The following is a 19,766-nucleotide window of genomic DNA, read 5'->3' as shown; positions in this document are numbered from 1 at the left end:
CATGTGCTCATTATGGCAAAAAGAAACTAACTAAGTCAATATATAGTTGTTAACATATTCATTATATATAATTCAGATATAAAACATGTGGCGTAAGCGATGCTCACGAAGTCGGTCAGAAAGCGTTTGCTGGTCTGAGTCCCAGAAAGATGACCGTTATTACCCCGAGCTACCGGAGCGCCGGTTTCCAAATCGGCTTACGATGAAGTATTGCCAAAAAGTGTCAGATTTCTCACATCATCCGCATAAAGCCCCTTCGAAGTCGCTGTCTCTCCACAGGGAATCAAGTCATCGAAGCGGAACATTGGGAGTTCAATACCAGCGCATGCTGCCGGGTACGGAGTCCCGTCCTTCAGACATTGCCTTCGTAACGATTCAATCCTCATAACAACCTCCACCCGCAAGGCCCTGAAACCATCACCACTTCTCAGGCCCAACGGGCCGCCCCAAACCAGCCCAGGCTGAAGGCCTTTTGGCCGTAGGCCTGGGAAAATGTCCAAAGAAATATCAAGGCCTGAAGGGCCGGCCTATTTTTCTGCTCACCGGCCCGGACCAAACACGCTCCCGCCATACTTCACCCAACATTTGCAATGCGGAACTGAAACCGATTACTTTATGGCAGGAGGGAGTAATTCTCCTCCGGTCTCAACCAATCGATATTTCTTTGGTAAGTCTTGCGAGATGAATCCCAGGAGATCGTGGAGCGAGGGTTGGTCATTGCAAAATTTCAACAGGGGACGTAAATCGCCTGCAATTGAGACTTGCTGGTAGGAACCTACATCCATAATTTTCAACACCAATCTGCACCTCTCCTTACCAGCCGGAAGGTTGGACTCATACCTTGAGACTTCGTTCGCGGCATGCACTGCAAGCTTCAGCAGGCCCGTCATGCCGCCTTCGACTCGATTGGTTACAACAAAATACCCTTCTTCTTTGCTTCGCACCTCAACGCGCACGGAGTTTTCTTCAATTGTGCTTACGTCATAGTTATAAGTTTCTCCTGCAAAATTCGACCATTGAAGGGCAAGAGGAACGGCTATCACTTTTTCCGACGCCAATGATTGCAAAGAAAGTATGGTTGCAAACAAAACTGCTGCCGGGATGGCAACAGACAGATAAATTCTCGCCTTCATAATAAATTCTCGCTCGCCGGTGGACACCTAAGCCGAATCAGTCTCCAAGCCATCGCTCTCGCAAAGTCTTTCAGCCGACTCGAAAAAATCTATTTCTACCCCGCTCATATTCGGAGAGTGAAGCCGTCCCGCCACGAAGTAAAGCTGCAAACAACAACCTTGAATTGAAAACTCCCACTCCGAATCCATTTCACAACAACAATCGCAACCACGCCAAGCCAACCATGAACCACTAAACCCTCGCTCTACTCAACCTCACCTCCTACTCTGCACCCGAAACAACTGCACCTTCCCCGCCTTCGTAAACACCGCAAATTCATTTGAATTCTGCGCCCGCACTAGCGAATGCGGTTTCTCCCCGGGCCAGCTAAAGGAACTTTCACCTTTACCTTCCCGCCCAACTTCGCAGATCCTGCCTTCATTCTCCGAAAGCAGTACGAGCATGCCACCGGCTGTGAAACAAGCCAAAGGAGAGGCGAGCTCGGTGCCAATGGTTTCCACATTTTCCTCCAAGGCATCAAACCAATGCAGCGCCACTCCTTGTTGCAATCGGGTTACCGCGCATAAGGGCAAATGCGGCGCGGAACCAACGAGAGAGAGCACATCGGACTCCGACTCCCATTGCCGCAGGGACTTGCCGGGACGATGAAGAAAGAGCTTGCGATTAACCGAAATCCAGACCAACTCTCGCTGCACGAGCAGCGACACATGCCGGAAGGTATCGCCCAAATCAGGCTGAACCCCTTCCAATTCTGCGTTCATGATCACCCGGCCATCCTTGTGACGACATTCAAGCAGGAGATTCCGCTCTCCATTGTTGCGTAGCAACCAGGCCAGATTTCCGCGCCAGCAAAGCGCCCGGAAATCGCCAGCGAGCCAGCCCGGCGTCCCTGCCGGCACTGCACCACCAAACTGGTCTGCCGCGGGAAGCACCTTCTCAGGAAGCCGCCCTAAATGTTCCATAAGTGGTGAGGCACTCAAGACCACCATCGCTGGCGGAGAGGAGGTTTCATCCACTTCCATATATAAAGGGAGTTTTAAATTAGCCGTATCCGCCCAGGCAACATTCTGAGTCATTCCCTCCCAATTTCCTCGCAAAAGCACATACTCCTGCTTGGTATATCCAAGGGCAAGGAAATAGGCACCGCAGCTTTTGACAGTATGCAAAGTGAAGTTCTTCCCCAGATCAAAGGTACGCACCAGCACTGGTACTCCCGCCGGTTTGGCCGGGGGAGCTTTCGATTGCTTACGCAACGCCTCGTTTCGCCCCGCCATGAAGCGAATCGCGTCGCGGGTGAGCAGGCGATCTTCCGGAGCCAGTTTAACGAGGGAATTCGTAAGCAGCAGCGCTTCGGCAGGCGGTGCCGCATGCAAACGTGATCCCACCAAAACCCTGGCGGCATCCGCAGCCGCTTGCCGCACTGTATGATCAGGGTAATGAGTGCTCTGCGTTGCCAAAAGCTGTGTGACCTGGACGGTTCTATCCTTGCTGGGATTTTGTTTGCGTAAAGTGGAGACCAGTTCGGCGGCTTCCGCATGCCAGGATTTTCTTGCCATTAAATCAAAGCTGGCCTGAAAACATTGTATCGACTGGAGCTGATGCTGTGAGCCCAACGACAAAATCCCGAGCGCATCCCGCGCTGCTCCCAGCTCGTTTTCCGTCAGCTTTGCGGCAGTCAAAAAATCATTCAACCGGAGATACTTTTCCACCTCTCGACGGAACGCCGCCTGCGCTTCCTCCTTTTGTCCCAATTGCAAATACAGTTTCCCAACTTCCAGGAAGCATTGCTCCTGCTCGTAAATGGCGATCGCTTCCATGAACTGGCCTCCTTCAGCAAGGCATTTAGCCGCTTCACGCGGGCGACGCAAATGGTCCTTGTACAGCTTGGCTGCCTCGGGAAAATGGCGTCCCTGCTTGAGGGTGGAAGCGGCGGACTCAAGGTCCCCCAGCAGTTCGGCAAATATATAAGCGGCGCGGCGGTATCGGCCCAATTGCATTTCACGGTTGGCCAGTTCGCGATATTTGGTACGCAACTGTTGCTGCAAATCGGCGGGAACATTCCAAAAATCCGCGGCTTGTCCTCCACCGAGTCGGTTCAGGTTAAAGTTGGGATCGCGCGTCCCCAGCCGTCCGCTCGGGGGCGCCGTGCCACGATGCCCAAAAGAGCTCAACGGAATGGCATGTCGAAGTCCAAGTTCCGGGTTGCTCTCCAATTGGTGCAGCAGTCGGTGCAGTTCCTTGTTACGCAGTGCATCGAACTTCTGGTCGAAAGATTTTAAATTCTTCGCCGCCCAATCCTCCAGATCGTTCACCCATGTTCGATTGGCTCCGGTATGCGGAATCTGTTTCAGCATGGAAAGCAGGCTCTTATTGAACAAGTCGCTGCTGCTGCGTTTGAGTTTGTCGATTTTACCTTCACCTGGTTCGCCGGGTGCCGGGGGCAAATCAGTGGGCGGCTCGGAGGCAATCTCATCACCGGCGCTTCCGAACAAATCTTCCAGTGTGATGAAAGCTGCCAGTTGCACCGAACGAAGATGTTGATTCAGCGGCAGACCCGCATGGGCCAGATTCCAACTCTCCACGCGGGAGGGCGGTTGACGAAACAGATCAGAGACTTTGAGCGCGTCCTTCCCGGCAAACCCCGAAAGGCCGAGGGCAGGGTGAAACATCTGAACTTCATGCAACAATTTAAGTTCGTTTGCTTCGACCGGCGGCCACAGTTCCCCATCCACTGGTAGAAATAATTTGCCGGCCATCACACCGAAAGCCAAGCCCCGTGGCTTGCTCCTCGGGACGGCACCCTGAACTGGAACGACCAGGACTCCAGCAGGCGAACGGTCAGCAGCCGAGGATGCGAGCACAAACAGCCGCATTCCTTGTTGCGGAATTTCCCAACGACAAATTTCCTGCAACCATGAGCCGGCATCGCTTCCGGGCAAAAACCACGCCGTCGCCGGACGAACCGGCTCCGCAACATGCCTGAGTTTGAGAGTGGGACTGATCATGGCTTAGGTGAAAGGGACTGTATCTTGCGAATCATGGTTGAGTCTTCAATCGATTCGGCAGCACCCAAGTGAAATGCCGATCCACATAGCTGCCCATCAGACGACCAGGCTGCTGTCTGGCCCTCCACCAGCATGATGCTCACTTCGGGAAAGGATGCCGACGAGCCTCTTAGATGTAAAATCGCGCGGCTGTCGAGCCATGCCTTGCAGCCATCGTTCCATGAAGCCACCCGCAGCTTAAAACCGAATTCTGTAACCGTGCGCACCGGATGAAAATAACGTACGCTCGCTGGCTCAGGCGGGCTGTCTGTGCAGCGATGGAAATGAAGCGATTTTTGATCCTCAGCCTTTAACCCAAACCAAAATCCTTGCGAAGTCTGAGCTGGGATCGCCATTGGCCGTGAAACCAATGGCATTGAAATTTGTCCGCACATTCCGCGTCGGAAAAGAGATGGACGGCTGCAAAGCCACTTTCGCGAGGCCGACCTTGATAGTGGAGGAACGCGCGGTCTTAAGATCCACCAGATCGAACTTCCCACTCTCCACACTGGTAACCACGAGCCGGTGACCGTCTTCAGATATCTGTACGTGAGCAACCACATGTCCCAGATTTACCAGGCGTGCGCCGGTGGGTGCATATACTTCTCCCTGTTTGGTCAGAACCCACGGCCCCTCGTACCCATCCCGGTCGAACAGGGCAAGAATATCCGCCTCACGAACAGGTTGAGGCAGGCTCACCGGAATGAACTCCAGGGCTTGTCCGTTGTGGCTCACGCAATGCCAGCCCCCATCAAGTCGCGCAAAATATCTGCCATAAGCGGGCAGGTTGTAATGCGGCAGGGGAGCTGTAACCAGGTGCTGTCCCGAGGTAAGATCAAGCGCAGTCACCTGAGTGCGTTGAATCAGAAACAGGATGCCATTCCGTTCAAATACCCGGGTTGGCAATGTGGCCAAAGCGAATTCATGAATTTCAACGTTGCCGCTTACCTCATCGCAGATGGTCAATATGCCCTGCTTCTGGGCAATGCGATATTTCAGCACCGTCACCGTTTTGGCCTGAGCATCGGTGCCAATCCAAAGCGTTTTCCCTCGTGGCAAATGATCCATCAGCAAACTTGCCCCGAGATTGGGATTCGACCACCGGAGAAGCTGGCGGTCCTGCATCACCGCGATGGCGCCGTAGTCTGGTTGAGCCAGCGTCTTTTCCACCTTGCCTGAAATCGGTAACAGGAGTGGAAATGGTCTTGAGGAAAGTAGGAGCGGCAGTTCAAGTCCCTCCCTCCTGTCCCGCAAGTTGTCCTGCGAGGATTGACCCTTTCCGGGAAACAAGACTTCCAACGGAATTTCCGCCTGGCAAAGCAAGGCCTTGCGATGCGGATGCAAAAACAGTTGGAATGAGCCATGGCGATCCACGGAGGCGATGTAAAGCTTTTCCGGATTGCATTGCGCGAGCAGCGTTTGAAAATCAGGATCATCAATCACATCGCGGTTGGTGACGAGCACGCATTCAAGCTCAGGTTCGTCCGTCAACTGGGAAAAAAACGGTTTGAGCGAAAGTCCGGGATGGGCGGACGTTTCCAAAGTTCCCAGATGCCTGGCCAAACCTTGACGGGCGAGCAAATCAATTTTTTCCACTCCATCGTGCGTGGCCCGCCAGGTGGTCGTCTGTCCGCGGCGATTCTCCTTGCCGATTAATGCCAGAGCAACCGCCGTGGCAAAAACACGCGGCAATCCCCATTGCCTGATACCTGAATCGATCAGAATCGCAAAATGTCCAGGCGGATGGTTTGCTGGCGGTTCGCGGCGGAAATAGAGCGCTTCATTCAGGGCAACGCGCGCCGCGAGTGTCAGGTCATCATTGGCCAATTCACTCGGCAACAGGCGATCAAGATTGCCGCGATTGGAAATATCCGAAAATCCGCCCAACGCGAGTTCCTCCATTTCGGAAAGAGAGCGGGGCAGGTAAAGCGCGGCCATGATGTCGCGCGTCACTTTCGCCAGACCCTGATAATCAGGGTCGTCCTGCAGTCGGCTGAGCAATTGCCGGACACGAGCCGCAGGTTCCAGCGTGATCTCCGCCGCCTCAGGCAATTCATCAAGACCCGTCTGGATGCGCGCTGCCAGAGCTTCGGGAGAAAAGTGTTTTAAACTCTGATGAATCTGGCGATATAACGAAACAGTATTGCTGGCGGACGGTTTTTTGTTATTAAGCAGGTCATCAGTCAGGGAACCATCCGCGAGGACTTGAACGATCTCGCGGGCAGGCTGAACGCGCTCAAATCGAACCTGCTCGAGAATCATTTCCAGCAGTACAGCCTTTGCTCGCGGACTGTTCCTCAGTTCCACCGGCAATTGTTGCAACGATTTCAGTCTGGCAATAAATTCCGAAAATTCCTGGTTCGCCGGATCGTTCCAGGCCCGGAGAAGTAATTGATTACCCGTGGCCGGTGAAATCGGTGGCTTGCCAGAGTCGGATATGACCGGAACTGTCTCCGCGATGGGATGACTGAAAATAGATGCCGCAGGAAGTTTGCCACGGCAGGCGGCCAGCAGCAGCACTATGGCATGAAAAGGAGGCAAACCCTTCACAGCCATTAATCCCAGGATTTCCTCCAATTCCTCCCGAAATGCAATCGTGGTGCCATCCGACCACACAATAACCCGCCCCGACTCCGCCCAACGCCACGGTTCATCGTGTGCTGTGCTGAAGTAGGCTAAGGCTTGTTGATGGCTGTCAGGCATGCAGTAATTTGGAGTAAGTTTCCCGAACGGCGCTTCGGCTGGCAGTCAGGAGTTGTTCCGGCTTGATGATCTGGTGAGTATGATCTTCAAAGAAAATGACAAAGTCCTCGGCTCCTCGATTAAAAAGCTCACTTAACACCATTGCCTCCACAGCCGGAAACCAGGTGAATCCGCACGGAATCAGGATGCCGGAATAATCGACGAGCTGCAGACCTTTGATGGGCGGCACGGGATGGCCAATCACCGAAACACGTCGTTCTTCATTGACGGCAAAACGCAAACCCTTCAACCGAATTTCAGGCGCTTGAATCGCAAATTCATACCAGGCATCAAAATCCGCCAGTATGGCTCCAGGTGTTGCTTCGGTGTGAGTTCTTACCAATGTTAGCGGGAGTTTTTGCCGGGTTTCTCCGGGCAGCGCTGCGGTTGGCAAGCCTGGCAACATCGCTCCCTTAAGTGGTTGCCATTCCACCCGGGGAAGGATTCGTTCCGGAATGCGCGATTCAGCAGACTTCAACCAGCCCGACTCCAGCAGTTCGAAGCGTTCCAAATCCGAAATACCTCTCAGCGCCTGCTCAAGCTCTTCGCTGCCATTGTTTCCGCGAAGCCATAGTGTCCCGGCGACCTTGGCGCATTCTATCCCCGGAAACAAACGGATGACCGCGAGTTCTGCGGCTTCGGAAAATGGTATGCAAGCTGCCCAGGAATTCATGGCTGATCGCTATACTGCTTTGACCGCTCCAGATTTTAGTTGCGGCCACAACTCCGCAATGCGTTTGGTCAGGAAGTCGCGTTTTTGCGAATCTTTAACCCATTGGCATCGTCCTTCCAACAAACCCAGACGATCTTGCAAATAGGCTTGTTCGCCATTGGTTTCAGATTTCAAACGTTCGGTGATGAAATCCAGATCACGGGCGAGACTTTCCGGATCAGGCCCTTCAGGGGGACGGGCGCGGACGTGATCAGCAACTTCGCTCTCGGATTTGGAAACCACCTTGTCCACAAGTGCCTGCAAGACTTCCTGTTGATCGTCCGTATCCCAGATGTATTTCAACACCCAAAGATCGGAATTTCGAGCGACCAACCTACCACAGAGTAGCGCACTTGCCGCGATGAGCTTTTGCAGCTTCACCGCCCGACGATCAGACACCGGAATCCCTGCATGCCGGATGCGGTGCACCAGTTCAGCATAGGCGTCGCGCACCGGAGTCAGGTCCACTCCCGTGAGCAAACCTTGGAGCTTCTGTATTTCATCAAAGTGAAGCGATGAAGTGGTAATTCGGTTCTGATTTAATTTCCACCCTGCAGCCAGCACGTCCGCCAGTTGTTCAGCACCCACATTATCGCAATGGACTCGTAGCAGAAAACGGTCAAACAGAGCCTTAAGCGCATCGTCCTCAGGCAGGTGATTGCTGGCACCGACAAAAAGCAGCGCCTTCAATGGCCGTGATTCCTTTCCGCGACGAAACATACGTTCGTTCAGCGCGGTAAGCAGGCTGTTTAGAATGGCGCTGTTCGCATTGAGCAATTCGTCCAAAAACACCAGGGAAGCCTCGGGCAACATGCCTTCGGTGTTGGTGATCAGCTCGCCCTCGCGAAGTTTTCGGATGTCGAAAGGACCAAATAATTCGTTCGGTTCCGTGAATCGGGTCAACAGATAGTCAAAGGTTTGACCTTCGAGTCGGGCAGCGAGATTGTGCACCAAGGCGCTTTTCGCCGTTCCCGGCGGCCCCAAAATGAAAAGATTTTCGCCGCCCACCAGGCAAACACCCAGGAGGTCGATCACTTCATCCTTCCCTACGAAGGCTTGCTTCATCGGCTGAAGGACTTCTTCGCCGAGCCGCCGGCCAATATCTAATATTGAGTTGCTGGTCATATCAGGTTTGAAAATATTAATTTAATCAGGACTGGTTGCTGTCATGGCCGATTGCATTTTCTCCGCAACGGTTGGGCAAAGCTCAACGTGAGCGCCCAAAGATTCTTTAATCGCCTGGTTTACTTCCAGACTGCCAAGGCGCGTGAGATCATTTCTTTCCAGGATGCGGTCGATGTAGAGTTGGCGCAAGCAACGGTCAGAAATGAAATGCGAAACGTTCACCCCTTCCACGCCGGTAACGCCCACGGAAGACAACGGCCATTCCGTGGCGATTTTCAAAAGAGCCTGGAGCAACGGATCTCCCGATGACACACCGCGGGTCATGCCTATCAAATCGGGTAAAAAGCGGAAGGTTAAGTCCACCGAGTAATCAGTCGCTGGAGAATGAGGCAAAGGACAAGCTTCCTGCATCGCCTTGCTCACAATGTCACCATCGATATCCCGGCAGACGAGGAATTGGCATCCCCGATACAGCATCTTCGCCCCCCACAACGCTGCCTCCGGGACAAAGTCAGGGGCCTTTCCGGGAAGGTGTGAACGGTAAAGCCGATCCATTTCTTTCAAAACTTCCTCAGCTTCAGGCTCGACCTCCTCACGGAAATCCTGTGTCACAATGACGCTGCCGGATTCGGCCAGCGCATTCAAAAACTGGAATAAACCCATCGCTGGATATTTAATGCCACTCCTTTCGGAAAGTCAGTGAGAAAATGGCCAAAATTGTATCAAAACACCATCACCCGCCCGCTACGGATTATTCCATCCCAATGATCCGGGAATTCAGCTTCATCCCAGCCACAGGGAAAATGGCCAGCTGCATACCATCCATCCAATTGGGGGATGTGCAAGAGCGGCTCTACCAAGTCCTTATATTCCTCTTCGAGGCAAATGAACATAATATCCCAAGTAAGCTCATGTCTCAGCTTTTCTCTATATGATTCTGGAACCGGTGCGGTAGTCAGCATGGTGTCGACAAAAGACAAAATCAGTGGCCGAAGCTCATCTGCAAGAGGGTTCCAATCCTGTAATCTCTCCCACGATTTGCGCTGGACAGCTTCTTGAAGAGCATTTCTTGCAGCCAAGCGACAATTCTCCCATTTTCGTGAATTGCCTTCTTTTACAGCCACTGGCCAGCTCTTCACACTCGTAATCGAGGGCGGCAATGGCTTTCCAACAGCTTGAAAAAATGGATAGCTCAGGATACTCTCAAACTTTAATCGAATTTCCGGTCTCATTCGTCAGACAAGGTTCATCGAGTCCTTAATTGAGTCTTGGTTTAATTAGTCTGTTGCAAATGACGACCTTGCCGCTTCGGGGCCAGCGATCGCAACCGGTCACGCCGCGAAGGACTAGTTTCGGGAAAGTGTGTGCGTAGGAAAATAGGAATATCACTGCGTCCGCCTCGCTGGTAGTCCGCCAAAAGCGCTTCGGAGACAGTGCTTGCCGGAAGAGCCTTTTGCTCCGTCAGAAAGCTGAAGATTTGCTCCCCTAAATCGGCCAACGGGATGCTATGCTTGCGACCCAGGTGTTCATAAATCCAGTCGCAAAGGCGCATGAACTCTTTGAAGGGGGAGCCTTCCCACCAGATAAGCGGTGTGGTTGCGATGAAGTTGCCGCTATTGCCAATCAAATCCCAAAACCGCGCAAACCGGCGCATCTTTTGCATCGCTGCAAAGTCGATGAGCTTCGTTTGCAAAATCTCATAAGGCGGATGTTCGCCATAGGTCATGCTCCATTCAGCATCGTGCCTGACAATCGGTGTGCCGCGCAGCCGCTTGAGGATGCCAACCTGGATCTCCTGCGGTTTCAAAGCAACCAAGCGATCAAAACCTTCACCAAAGCTTTCCACGGTTTCGCCGGGCAAACCAACAATCAGATCCGCGTGAATGTGAACGCCAGTGTGCTCCCGTAAAAAACGAAAATTGTCAGCGAGCCGTTCATAATCCTGCCGACGGCTGATCAACTTCGATACTTCAGGATTGAAAGTCTGAATGCCGACTTCGAATTGAAGCGCACCCGGAGGAAACTTGGCGATGACCTCACGCAAGGCCTCGGGCAGTCGGTCAGGAATCATTTCAAAATGAACGAATAATCCCGGTCGAAAGCGGTCGAGGAAAAATTGCAGCAGCGCCTTGCTCGTATTCAGGTTCAGGTTGAAAGTGCGATCCACAAACTTGAATTGTTGCACTCCGCGACTGAGCAATTCCTCCAGGTTTTGCAGCAGCACTGGTAGAGGGAATTGCCGTACGGGCACATCCAAAGACGAAAGGCAGAACTCGCAAGTGAACGGGCACCCGCGCGAGGCTTCCACATAGATGATGCGGTGGGCGACGTCGCGTTCGTTGTATAAATGATACGGCAGGGCGAGTTGCTCGAGTGCTGGAAGCTCGGCAGGAATAATTTTGCCAGCGGGCTTGCCACCAGAAATCAAAGTCCGGCAGAGCTCGGCAAATTTCAGATCGGCTTCGCCGGTAATAACAAAGTCCGCCTGATTAATGATTTGCTGGCGATCGACTTCGAAACTCACCTCTGGTCCACCAAGAACAATGGTGATATCAGGACGAATGCGTTTCAACGCGGAAACAACTTCCGTGGTGGGAACTACATTCCAAATGTAAACTCCAAGCCCGATAATTTTCGGGTTTTCGGCGAGCAGAGCTTCCACGATTTCAATGGGACGCTGATTGATGTCGAACTCGAGCAAAGCAGCGCGACTCTGAAGTTCACCCAGATTGGCCATCAGGTATCGCAAGCCGAAGGCGGCGTGGATATATTTCGCGTTAAGTGTGGCTAAAACAATGTCTGCCATGCTGCCACGAACTTAACGCAATGCCCGCGAAGTGAATAGAGGAATTCATTCAAGGCAGACTCGTCCAGCTTCTCAACGCTTGGAGCAATCTGGCGCGGACACTTCAATGGTTGCGACCGCATTCGACTTCAATCCAGTACGAAGCGCCCCCTCCAAACTCCAACGGTAGCGATCGATCGTCGCCAGTAGAAATGAGCCCGCCGCTGCCGTGAATACTGAATAGTTGAACGGGGCCTTGATTCCGAGCGCGATGGTAATCGTTACCGCGAAGAGTGTCAGGAGTGCTCCGCTCGCAATGGCTGACGTTCGTGTAAACAATCCCAAAATCAAGGTGATCCCCAGCACGATTTCCAGGATGGTCGCCACCCAGGCCAGAATGGAAATCAGGCTGTGAGGAGCAAACCAATTCAATTTTTCCGTGTATTTTACAAAATGTTCCCAGTCACCCCAACCGACATTTGGCTGACTAAATGACCCCCACATTCCAAAACGGTCTGCCACTGCGCTTAAGAATGCCATGCCCAGTGCAAGGCGCAAAAATAGACTGCTGAGGTCTTTGGTAATGCCGGGCTTCATCTTCATTTCTCCTCTTCGGCGGGTAATTTGACCGGCGCTCCTTGTTTGGCAACCAAGAAAGCCAGCAGGCTTGCCGGCTTCGAATCGCTGGCATTCCGTGAAACCAAATGCACCGCTCCGGCCGGCTCATAAAACATCTCTCCCTTGGTGTAGGTCTTCTCCGGGGTTCCCTTCAACTGCGAAATCACCGCGCCTTCAAGAATGTAGCCAAACACCGGACCGGAATGCCGGTGAGGACTGGAGCTTCCGCCGGGCGGATAATTCACAGTGACAATAGTTACTTCCGCTGCCTCAAGATTTCCTATCGTTTGCTGCATCAGTTTTTTTATGGCAGGCGTCGCGTGATCACCAGCAGCTGGCTTCGTAATGATTTCTTCATGAGCCAATAACCGGTTTGGAATCAGTGCTGATGCTCCGATGATGCACGTAATAGCCTTCAAGCTGTCTCTTCTGGATTTCATGAATTAGGTGTTTTGGATGCTGCGGCGGGTTGATAAGCGCCGGGAACTGCGCGGAAAGCTATGGATATACGATTCCATCCGTTGATGGCGACAACGGCCATGGTCAGATTTATCATTTCCTCCTCGCTGAACTGTGCACGCGCTTGCTCATAAATTGAGTCTGGCACGTGCGATTCGCTGACGAGCGTCACGGCTTCAGTCCAAGCTAGGGCGGCGCGCTCACGTTCGGAATAGAACGGGGCTTCCCGCCAGGCATCCAGGAGATAAAGTCGTTGCTCGGTCTCTCCGTGTGCTCGTGCGTCCTTGGTATGCATATCGATGCAAAAAGCGCAGCCATTAATCTGGGAAGCCCTCAATTTGATTAATTCCAGCAGCGAAGGTTCCAAACCAGAATGGCGTACATAATGTTCCAGCCCCGCCATGGCCTTGTAAGCACCTGGAGAGGCTTTGGTATAATCAAGTCTGGGTTTCATTTGATATTAGTCAGCTTGTAATTTAATTGTTCGACAGCATAAAAGTAGATTAATGTGGCTTAACTGGAAGAGCCATTTACAAGATATACACTGGACCACTTTAAGCAACGATTCGCATGGCTAAAAATGAATCATCCGTTGGATTATTACTCGCTTCACCGCCCGCAGACCTTGAATTGAATCAATGGCTGCATCGGGAACTGCGCGCTGCCATCCTGGATCGCCGGCTGAAACCTGGCGCGCGACTGCCTTCTACCCGCCAGCTTGCACGGCAGTATCAAATTTCTCGCGGCACTGTAACCACCGCGTTTGAGCAATTGCGCGACGAGGGATATTTGGAGGGACAAATCGGTTCCGGCACCTACGTGGCCAAGGATATTCCGGACGGCCTGCTCCAGGCGCGGGGGATGGCAGGCATTTCCAAACGCACCGCGCATTCCCGCGCCACGTTGTCCAGCCGGGGTGAGCGCATAAGTTCAACGTCACTTGCCATTAAACCCGTCACCCACGCCGGTCGGGCATTTCGCGCCTATCATCCCGCTCTCGATGTTTTTCCGCTTCATCTCTGGAGCCGGATGGTGGCGCGCAGAAGCCGGCAATCCTCCCGCATTCTGCTGGCCGGCGGTGAACCGGCAGGCTATCGGCCTCTTCGTGAGGCACTGGCTGGTTATCTCGGCTCGATGCGGGGCGTAAAATGTTCGCAAGAACAAGTGGTGATTGTTTCCGGGATTCAACAAGCTCTTGATATCGTTGCGCGGCTGGTTCTGGACCCGGGAGATGCAGTCTGGATGGAAAATCCTGGCTACATTGGTGCGAGTGCTGCACTCCGGGCTGCAGGCGGCGAAATGGTACCAATACCGGTAGACAAAAATGGTTTAAACGTAAGAACAGGGGTAAACTCATGCCCCCAGGCACGGCTGGCTTATGTAACACCAGCACATCAATTTCCTCTGGGCGTGGTCCTGTCTCTGGAACGGCGGTTGGCCTTGCTGAATTGGGCCAATGAGGCTCGAGCCTGGATATTCGAAGATGATTACGACAGTGAATACCGGTATTCCGGGCGGCCTTTTCCGGCGCTGCAAGGATTGGACCAGAGTGGTTCAGTGATTTACGCCGGCAGCTTTAACAAAATGCTTTTTCCTTCGCTTAGGCTTGGATACCTGGTTTTGCCTCCCCGTTTGGTGGAACCATTTGTTGCGGCCAGGTCGATTGTGGATCGTTATCCTCCTGTGCTCGATCAGGCGGTCGTTTGTGATTTCATGGTGGAAGGATATTTTGGACAACACATCCGCCGCATGCGCGAAATTTACGCTGAACGTCGACTCGCCCTGATCGATGCAGCAAGGTCTGAACTTCAAGGACTCCTGCGTGTGGATGATCTGCCGGCGGGATTGCATACCAATGGCTGGTTTGAGTGCGGGATTTCGGATCGTCAGGCAACGGCTGCTGCCTCGGCTGCGGAGATCGAAGTAATGTCATTATCAAGCTTCGGAGTCGGCAGGCGCGTTCCCAATGGCCTGATGCTGGGGTTTGCCACGGTAAATCCAGCCGCCACTAAAGCTGCTGTGACACGATTGGCCAAGGTGTTGGAGAACCTTAAAAGGAATTTATAAGGTATCACCTTGAGGTTGATTCACCTGCTACACCCAAACCCGAACCTGACCCGCTCAAGTCTCCAAAGGAGGAGGGAAAATCACCCGGAAACAGTGAAGCGGAAACTGTCAAATCTGCTTTGCCTTTTTGGAAATAGATTTAACGTTTTTTCCTGGGCGCTTTAAAATTCGCAATCGCCTTGTCGCCATTGGCTGCGGAAATCTGCAATTGCTGCTTTCTCTCGTTGAAAGTGACTTGTTTGGTTCGTGGAACGCTATGAGTCAGGTGTACGTTGGGACGCATATCCAGGATGATGAAGGTGGTATCCGGACTGCTGCCCTTTAGGTCGACGGCAATTCCCTGCAAAGGCAAATCCCGGGCTTCCAGGGCTCCTCTTCTCCCTTTCGATACCACTTCCACCCTGGTCATCCAGCCATCGTGATTTTTGCTGAAGGTATCGAAAAAACGACTCCACTGCGCGCGTGGGATTTCCCGGGCTTCCTCAGAGCCTTGTTCGCTTCCACGTTTCGCGGTTGCCGGTGAGCGACGGGAAGCACCACCACGCACAGACGCAATGCCCTGTCGCTTCGAGCGAGGGCTTTTTAGTTCGGTGCCTGTGCTGCGCGAACGAGTCTTGGTTAATCTTTTCATTTAAATTAGTCTCCTAATGCAACCGTCTATTGCCAGCCGGGAAAGGCAATGGGGGATTTCCCTTATCAATGGTTGCGCGCTATTCACCTTCATTGCGAATGAGGCCGCTGGTCTGCCGTTCCACCAGCTTCGCATAATAGCCGCCAAGGCGCATCAATTCAGGATGGGTTCCCAATTCTGCAACCGATCCATTTTTAAGAACGATAATGCGATGGGCATTTACAACCGTTGAAAGGCGATGGGCGATCACAAAGGTGGTGCGGTTTTTCATCAGCTTTTCCAATGCCTCTTGAACCAGGGCTTCGGATTCCGCATCCAGTGAAGCCGTTGCTTCATCCAGTACCAAAATCGGCGGGTTCTTCAGCAGCGCGCGCGCAATGGTGATTCTTTGTCGCTCGCCTACGGAGAATCGACTGCCGCGCTCTCCAGCCATGGTTTCATAGCCTTCCGGCAGGTGTGAGACAAAGTCGTGCGCGTTGGCTGCGCGGGCAGCGGCTTCAATTTCCGCCACTGTAGCCTCCGGCCGGCCATAGGCGATGTTGTTTCGAACCGTGTCGTTAAAAAGGAGTGGATCCTGCAATACCGTGCCAATGTTTCTGCGGAGGGATCGTTGCTTGAGTTGCCGCAAATCTTTGCCGTCCAGGTAAATGCCACCTTCATCGGGATCATAGAATCGCATCAACAAGGCCATTAAAGTGGTCTTGCCGGAGCCACTTGGGCCGACAATTGCGAGCGTTTCTCCTGGATTGACCCGAAGATCAATTCCCCGCAAAAGGGGTGTGTTCGCTTCTTCATAACGAAACGTCAGATCCTTGAATATGACTTCTCCGTCCACCTGTCGGATTTCATGGGCATCCGGGGCATCGCCCAAATGTTCCTGTTCGTCAAGGATGGAGAAGATTTCGTCGATCGACACGTAGGCCTTTTGGATGGTTTGATAAATGTTCGTCAGGCCTTGTACCGGACCGAAGAGCCCGCCCACGTATCCCAAAAAAGCAACCAACGTGCCCAGGCTTAATTTGCCTTGAACGATGAGCACTCCCCCAAAGGCGATGGCAGCAATGCGCGCGGCCGCGACGACCAGATTGGTGGCAGCTCCAACCCCGGAATCGATACCCACGCCCCGGATCACCACCTGGTTGGCTTCCTGAACATTTGATAGAAAGCGTTTCTTTTCGGCATCCTCCATCGAAAAACTGCGCACGGTGATGATTCCCGATAGAACTTCATTGAAACGGGAATAAATTTGCGACCATTTATCCAGGAGCGTTCGTTCCCGTCGATTTTGTTCCGGGCCGGCCAGGGCTGCGATGGCAGCGGGCAGGGGCAGGAAGGCAATCACTAAAATGGTCAGCTTCCAGTTCAGAAAAAACATGATGGTGATGGCAATAATCATGTAGAGTATGGCCGGAAATACATTGAAAAGAATCTGGCTTATGGCGCCGATCAATCCCTGGATGCTGCGATCGAGTTTGGTCATGATGGCGCCCACACCCTCCTGCCGATGAAAGCTGAGAGGCATCCGGTGCAAACGCTCGACAGTGGACTCCAACAAGGTGTAATGAACTCCCAGCCGGGCATGCCACGTCAGCCAATTTGAAATGCCATTCGCCACCTCACGGACGATTCCCAAACCGATTAACAGGGCTATGCCAACCATTAACGTGCGCATGACCCGATGTGTGGCAAGGTCGTCAAACACGTACTTCAAAATGAGCGGCTCGATGGCGTTTATGGCCGCGAGCAGCAAGGTCAGCAGAAAAATGCCAACAATTGTCCTGCGATAAGGAAATGCCAGCTTCAGCGCTCGGCGCATCCGGCCGCGTTTTCTGGGCTGTTTGGGTTTTTGTTCTTCGGTATTCACAAATGAGCAACAATTCGATACTCCGCACTCGATCCATTTTGGAAGCGGTGTGCCTGCTGCGAAGGTAAGGCTGGAACCAGCCTCGGCGATTTGCCGTCGCAGATTCTGTAAACTCTTCCGATAAATATCAAAAAGCAACCGGGTACATTTCTTTTGAATAACCAATTCATTTGAGAACCCCATGATGATGCTCATGTTGATCAGGGAGTAAGCGACTTATATGATGAACGAATCTGTTAAGCGATATTGACGATGGTAAGGTTTCACAAATGGGAAAAGCATGTAATTACCCCACTGGAGCGGGGGCTATGTGTAATTATATTTGAAGCCTTGTGGATGCGAAGATTTATTGAAATCGCAAGCAGAAGACTTTGGTCACAATCGTTGGAACCATGAATCGTGATTTGTCCCGGTTTGTTGGAGTGGAACTCATTAAAGATGCCCGAGAGGGGAAAGCCAGCTCCGCGTTGATTGAATCAACCGGGTGGCTGGCTACGTAAAGATGTTTCAGTGCTGCTACAGTCGGTTGGTATGGACGGTTTAGGATCGGAGATGACAGTATGATTAAGAATACAAAATGCTGTGAGCTCTTACGCAACCGGCAGCGCAAGCGGGGGACAGCGTGGTTCAAAAGCCAGGTTCCTCATCGTTGCACAAAACTGACTTCCGGTTCATCCTTGGTCGATGACAACGCTGTACCTGATTCGTCACGCAGCTAATGACACCATTGGTGTTTCGATTCCGGGACGAACACCAGGCATCGGTTTAAATGCGGAAGGGCGCAGGCAGGCGGAATCTTTGGCCACACACCTGGCTAAAGAACCGATTCAACTGATCATCAGCAGTCCGCTGGAGCGATCTGTTGAGACCGCGATGCCCCTGGCCCGAAAGCTGAATCTCGACGTGGAAATTTCCGACGCGCTTTTGGAAGTGGATTTTGGCGATTGGAGCCGGCAAACATTGGAGCAATTGAATACCGTGCCAAAATGGGGACTTTGGAATTCCTTTCGCAGCGGACAACGCGTTCCCAACGGGGAAATGATGATTGAAGTGCAGGCCAGAATGGTGGGAGCAGTTCAACTACTGCACGCCGAATATCCAAACGGCACGATCGCCCTGTTCGGCCATGGCGATCCAATTCGCTCCGTCCTGGCCTATTACTTAGGAGTTCCGCTGGATCTGTTTCAAAGGATTGAATTGAGTCCGGCTGCTGTGAGTATCCTCACGCTGGATGATACGGCTCCAAAGATTCTCTGCATGAACCGGTAGTTTGGTTTCGATCTGTCCCTCTTCTCTTTGCCCGCTAAAAAAATTCGGAGCGGAATGATTGGACTTCCGATCCTGCAGCCGACAACCCGCCAGCACTCAGCTCAACTTGTCCGCACCGAACCATGAGCGCGCGGACTTCATCCAGATACAGGGTGTGGGCGAAGGAAACTTGCTTCTCCAGGTGCCCTGTAAAGTCACCGTAACCGGTTTCAAATTGAGGATCGCCATAATCTTACCTATGCAATGAATGCATTCCCTCTTTTCCAGTCTAAATAATATGCTGCTCGGCGACAGAATCCGGTTTTGGGAGGTTTATGACAACTAGGAGTAAACCCCATTTTTCGCAATGGTATGAAACGATAACATAAAAGTTCACTAACTATATGCTTGGAACAAATGTGGGAATTCGAGGAAAGGGTAAAACTCAGTTGGCCTTCATGACACCCGTACAACCGGATGCAAAATTATCCGCCATCATTGGCAGCAAGCCCCTGCCGCGCAGTGAGCTTACCAAACGGCTCTGGAGTTATATCCGAAAACATGGGCTGCAGGATCCGAAGAAGAAAACCCTCATCAATGCGGACGAGAACTTGAAACCAGTGTTCAACGGGAAGCAGCAGGTGACGATGCTGGAAATGTCAAAACTGGTTTTCAGTCACATCGTGCAGGAGTAAAAAAACACTTAAGCCGGGACCTGCGCGCCGATCATTTGCATGACGGTGGGGGCGAGGTCACGCAAAACTTCCACATCATTACTGACGCGCGCCTGCAACAGGCGGCCGAGGACAAAGCAGAAAATGGCCTGAGATTTGGCTGGAAAATCCTGGGATTCGATCAGACCGGCCTTGTGCGCATCCACCAGAGTGCTCTCGATATATTTGCACATTCGATCAAACATCTCCTTGGATTTGACGCGGATTTTTTCGTCCTGAGTGCTTAACTCCGAGCCCGCACAGGCAAACGGACACCCAAGCACACGCCCGGTCTTTTCCAGTTTCTCCTTCTGGCCTGCGTAAACACGTTTGCAATAATTCTCCAGCCGTTCCAGCGGGGGCGTCTGAGGGGAGAACAACGAATCATACCTGGGCCGGCTTTGCTGCCAATGCTCTTCATAGGCAGCCACAGCCAGATCTGATTTGGAGGGAAAGAAATGATAAAAGCTGCCTTTTTTCACCTGAGCGCGATCGCAGATATCATCCACGCTCACTGCTCCGTAGCTCTGTTGCCAAATTAAATCAAAGGCTACATCAAGCAGCTTGCCTTTCGCATCGCTAGTTCGTCCCATAAATCATAAAGGTGGATTCTTGATTACGCTA

At 52.5% G+C, this 19,766-nt stretch carries 19 protein-coding genes; 3 read left to right on the top strand and 16 right to left on the bottom strand.

Annotated elements, in window-relative coordinates; all coding sequences use genetic code 11:
- Positions 1-608 precede the first annotated feature (608 nt).
- The 12 genes from CFLAV_RS23175 to CFLAV_RS23120 form a co-directional block, all read right to left on the bottom strand.
- Positions 609-1,133 (bottom strand): hypothetical protein, encoded by a 525-nt coding sequence (locus tag CFLAV_RS23175; RefSeq protein WP_007417280.1) that lies wholly within the window; start codon positions 1,131-1,133, stop codon positions 609-611.
- A 255-nt stretch (positions 1,134-1,388) separates the two neighbouring features.
- On the bottom strand, positions 1,389-4,139 hold the full coding sequence (locus tag CFLAV_RS23170; RefSeq protein ID WP_007417279.1) for a hypothetical protein: 2,751 nt from the start codon (positions 4,137-4,139) through the stop codon (positions 1,389-1,391).
- Positions 4,136-4,405 (bottom strand): hypothetical protein, encoded by a 270-nt coding sequence (locus CFLAV_RS23165; protein ID WP_150107553.1) that lies wholly within the window; start codon positions 4,403-4,405, stop codon positions 4,136-4,138. The genes CFLAV_RS23170 and CFLAV_RS23165 overlap by 4 nt, the downstream gene beginning before the upstream one ends.
- A 76-nt stretch (positions 4,406-4,481) precedes the next feature.
- Complete coding sequence (locus tag CFLAV_RS23160; protein WP_007417277.1) at positions 4,482-6,881, bottom strand: hypothetical protein; 2,400 nt, start codon at positions 6,879-6,881, stop codon at positions 4,482-4,484.
- The gene (locus CFLAV_RS23155) at positions 6,874-7,593 is read right to left on the bottom strand and encodes a hypothetical protein (protein WP_007417276.1); all 720 of its coding nucleotides are present in this window, start codon (positions 7,591-7,593) and stop codon (positions 6,874-6,876) included. The genes CFLAV_RS23160 and CFLAV_RS23155 overlap by 8 nt, the downstream gene beginning before the upstream one ends.
- A 9-nt stretch (positions 7,594-7,602) precedes the next feature.
- Complete coding sequence (locus CFLAV_RS23150; protein ID WP_007417275.1) at positions 7,603-8,757, bottom strand: AAA family ATPase; 1,155 nt, start codon at positions 8,755-8,757, stop codon at positions 7,603-7,605.
- Positions 8,758-8,778: 21 nt separating this feature from the next.
- Positions 8,779-9,420, bottom strand: a complete 642-nt coding sequence (locus CFLAV_RS23145; protein WP_007417274.1) for a hypothetical protein — start codon at positions 9,418-9,420, stop codon at positions 8,779-8,781.
- 59 nt (positions 9,421-9,479) lie between these two features.
- Entirely contained in the window at positions 9,480-9,989 is a 510-nt protein-coding gene (locus CFLAV_RS23140; RefSeq protein WP_007417273.1) for a hypothetical protein, read from the bottom strand.
- Positions 9,990-10,030: 41 nt separating this feature from the next.
- The gene (locus CFLAV_RS23135; protein WP_007417272.1) at positions 10,031-11,563 is read right to left on the bottom strand and encodes a B12-binding domain-containing radical SAM protein; all 1,533 of its coding nucleotides are present in this window, start codon (positions 11,561-11,563) and stop codon (positions 10,031-10,033) included.
- Between the two features lie 72 nt (positions 11,564-11,635).
- Complete coding sequence (locus CFLAV_RS23130; protein ID WP_007417271.1) at positions 11,636-12,139, bottom strand: DoxX family protein; 504 nt, start codon at positions 12,137-12,139, stop codon at positions 11,636-11,638.
- A gap of 2 nt (positions 12,140-12,141) precedes the next feature.
- Positions 12,142-12,600, bottom strand: coding sequence for a cupin domain-containing protein (locus tag CFLAV_RS23125; RefSeq protein ID WP_007417270.1), 459 nt, complete (start codon positions 12,598-12,600; stop codon positions 12,142-12,144).
- Positions 12,597-13,073 (bottom strand): carboxymuconolactone decarboxylase family protein, encoded by a 477-nt coding sequence (locus CFLAV_RS23120; RefSeq protein WP_007417269.1) that lies wholly within the window; start codon positions 13,071-13,073, stop codon positions 12,597-12,599. The genes CFLAV_RS23125 and CFLAV_RS23120 overlap by 4 nt, the downstream gene beginning before the upstream one ends.
- Positions 13,074-13,189: 116 nt before the next feature.
- Here CFLAV_RS23120 and pdxR point away from each other — a divergent pair, with 116 nt between their 5' ends.
- A complete protein-coding gene (pdxR, locus tag CFLAV_RS23115; protein WP_007417268.1) occupies positions 13,190-14,686 on the top strand; it encodes a MocR-like pyridoxine biosynthesis transcription factor PdxR in 1,497 nt (498 codons plus the stop codon).
- A 139-nt stretch (positions 14,687-14,825) separates the two neighbouring features.
- Here the strand turns inward: pdxR and CFLAV_RS23110 are convergent, their stop codons facing one another.
- Positions 14,826-15,317 carry a DUF5335 family protein gene (locus CFLAV_RS23110; RefSeq protein ID WP_007417267.1) on the bottom strand — a complete coding sequence of 164 codons (492 nt, stop codon included), beginning with the start codon at positions 15,315-15,317 and terminating at the stop codon, positions 14,826-14,828.
- Positions 15,318-15,396: 79 nt separating this feature from the next.
- Entirely contained in the window at positions 15,397-17,376 is a 1,980-nt protein-coding gene (locus CFLAV_RS23105; RefSeq protein WP_007417266.1) for an ABC transporter ATP-binding protein, read from the bottom strand.
- Between the two features lie 489 nt (positions 17,377-17,865).
- Here CFLAV_RS23105 and CFLAV_RS23100 point away from each other — a divergent pair, with 489 nt between their 5' ends.
- Complete coding sequence (locus tag CFLAV_RS23100; RefSeq protein WP_007417265.1) at positions 17,866-18,450, top strand: histidine phosphatase family protein; 585 nt, start codon at positions 17,866-17,868, stop codon at positions 18,448-18,450.
- 96 nt (positions 18,451-18,546) lie between these two features.
- On the opposite strand, the gene CFLAV_RS37010 is transcribed toward CFLAV_RS23100, so the two are convergent.
- The gene (locus CFLAV_RS37010) at positions 18,547-18,678 is read right to left on the bottom strand and encodes a hypothetical protein (protein WP_272941492.1); all 132 of its coding nucleotides are present in this window, start codon (positions 18,676-18,678) and stop codon (positions 18,547-18,549) included.
- 155 nt (positions 18,679-18,833) lie between these two features.
- Between CFLAV_RS37010 and CFLAV_RS23095 the strand changes: the two genes are divergently transcribed.
- A complete protein-coding gene (locus CFLAV_RS23095) occupies positions 18,834-19,124 on the top strand; it encodes an SWIB/MDM2 domain-containing protein (protein WP_007417264.1) in 291 nt (96 codons plus the stop codon).
- A gap of 8 nt (positions 19,125-19,132) precedes the next feature.
- Here the strand turns inward: CFLAV_RS23095 and CFLAV_RS23090 are convergent, their stop codons facing one another.
- Complete coding sequence (locus CFLAV_RS23090; protein WP_007417263.1) at positions 19,133-19,735, bottom strand: TetR/AcrR family transcriptional regulator; 603 nt, start codon at positions 19,733-19,735, stop codon at positions 19,133-19,135.
- Between the last annotated feature and the right edge of the window lie 31 nt (positions 19,736-19,766).

It is taken from the genome of Pedosphaera parvula Ellin514, from assembly GCF_000172555.1.
Classification (GTDB): domain Bacteria; phylum Verrucomicrobiota; class Verrucomicrobiia; order Limisphaerales; family Pedosphaeraceae; genus Pedosphaera.
Note: the sequence above shows the minus strand (reverse complement) of the source record. Positions and strands in the feature narration are given on the sequence as shown.

Coding starts and splice junctions, on each gene's coding strand:
- CFLAV_RS23110 (WP_007417267.1), bottom strand. CDS start 15,317: ATGAAAAGATTAACCAAGACTCGTTCGCGCAGCACAGGCACCGAACTA.
- CFLAV_RS23135 (WP_007417272.1), bottom strand. CDS start 11,563: ATGGCAGACATTGTTTTAGCCACACTTAACGCGAAATATATCCACGCC.
- CFLAV_RS23130 (WP_007417271.1), bottom strand. CDS start 12,139: ATGAAGCCCGGCATTACCAAAGACCTCAGCAGTCTATTTTTGCGCCTT.
- CFLAV_RS23100 (WP_007417265.1), top strand. CDS start 17,866: ATGACAACGCTGTACCTGATTCGTCACGCAGCTAATGACACCATTGGT.
- CFLAV_RS23095 (WP_007417264.1), top strand. CDS start 18,834: ATGCTTGGAACAAATGTGGGAATTCGAGGAAAGGGTAAAACTCAGTTG.
- CFLAV_RS23125 (WP_007417270.1), bottom strand. CDS start 12,600: ATGAAATCCAGAAGAGACAGCTTGAAGGCTATTACGTGCATCATCGGA.
- CFLAV_RS23170 (WP_007417279.1), bottom strand. CDS start 4,139: ATGATCAGTCCCACTCTCAAACTCAGGCATGTTGCGGAGCCGGTTCGT.
- CFLAV_RS23160 (WP_007417277.1), bottom strand. CDS start 6,881: ATGCCTGACAGCCATCAACAAGCCTTAGCCTACTTCAGCACAGCACAC.
- CFLAV_RS37010 (WP_272941492.1), bottom strand. CDS start 18,678: ATGGCGATCCTCAATTTGAAACCGGTTACGGTGACTTTACAGGGCACC.
- CFLAV_RS23155 (WP_007417276.1), bottom strand. CDS start 7,593: ATGAATTCCTGGGCAGCTTGCATACCATTTTCCGAAGCCGCAGAACTC.
- CFLAV_RS23140 (WP_007417273.1), bottom strand. CDS start 9,989: ATGAGACCGGAAATTCGATTAAAGTTTGAGAGTATCCTGAGCTATCCA.
- CFLAV_RS23175 (WP_007417280.1), bottom strand. CDS start 1,133: ATGAAGGCGAGAATTTATCTGTCTGTTGCCATCCCGGCAGCAGTTTTG.
- CFLAV_RS23120 (WP_007417269.1), bottom strand. CDS start 13,073: ATGAAACCCAGACTTGATTATACCAAAGCCTCTCCAGGTGCTTACAAG.
- CFLAV_RS23150 (WP_007417275.1), bottom strand. CDS start 8,757: ATGACCAGCAACTCAATATTAGATATTGGCCGGCGGCTCGGCGAAGAA.
- CFLAV_RS23105 (WP_007417266.1), bottom strand. CDS start 17,376: ATGAGCATCATCATGGGGTTCTCAAATGAATTGGTTATTCAAAAGAAA.
- CFLAV_RS23090 (WP_007417263.1), bottom strand. CDS start 19,735: ATGGGACGAACTAGCGATGCGAAAGGCAAGCTGCTTGATGTAGCCTTT.
- pdxR (WP_007417268.1), top strand. CDS start 13,190: ATGGCTAAAAATGAATCATCCGTTGGATTATTACTCGCTTCACCGCCC.
- CFLAV_RS23145 (WP_007417274.1), bottom strand. CDS start 9,420: ATGGGTTTATTCCAGTTTTTGAATGCGCTGGCCGAATCCGGCAGCGTC.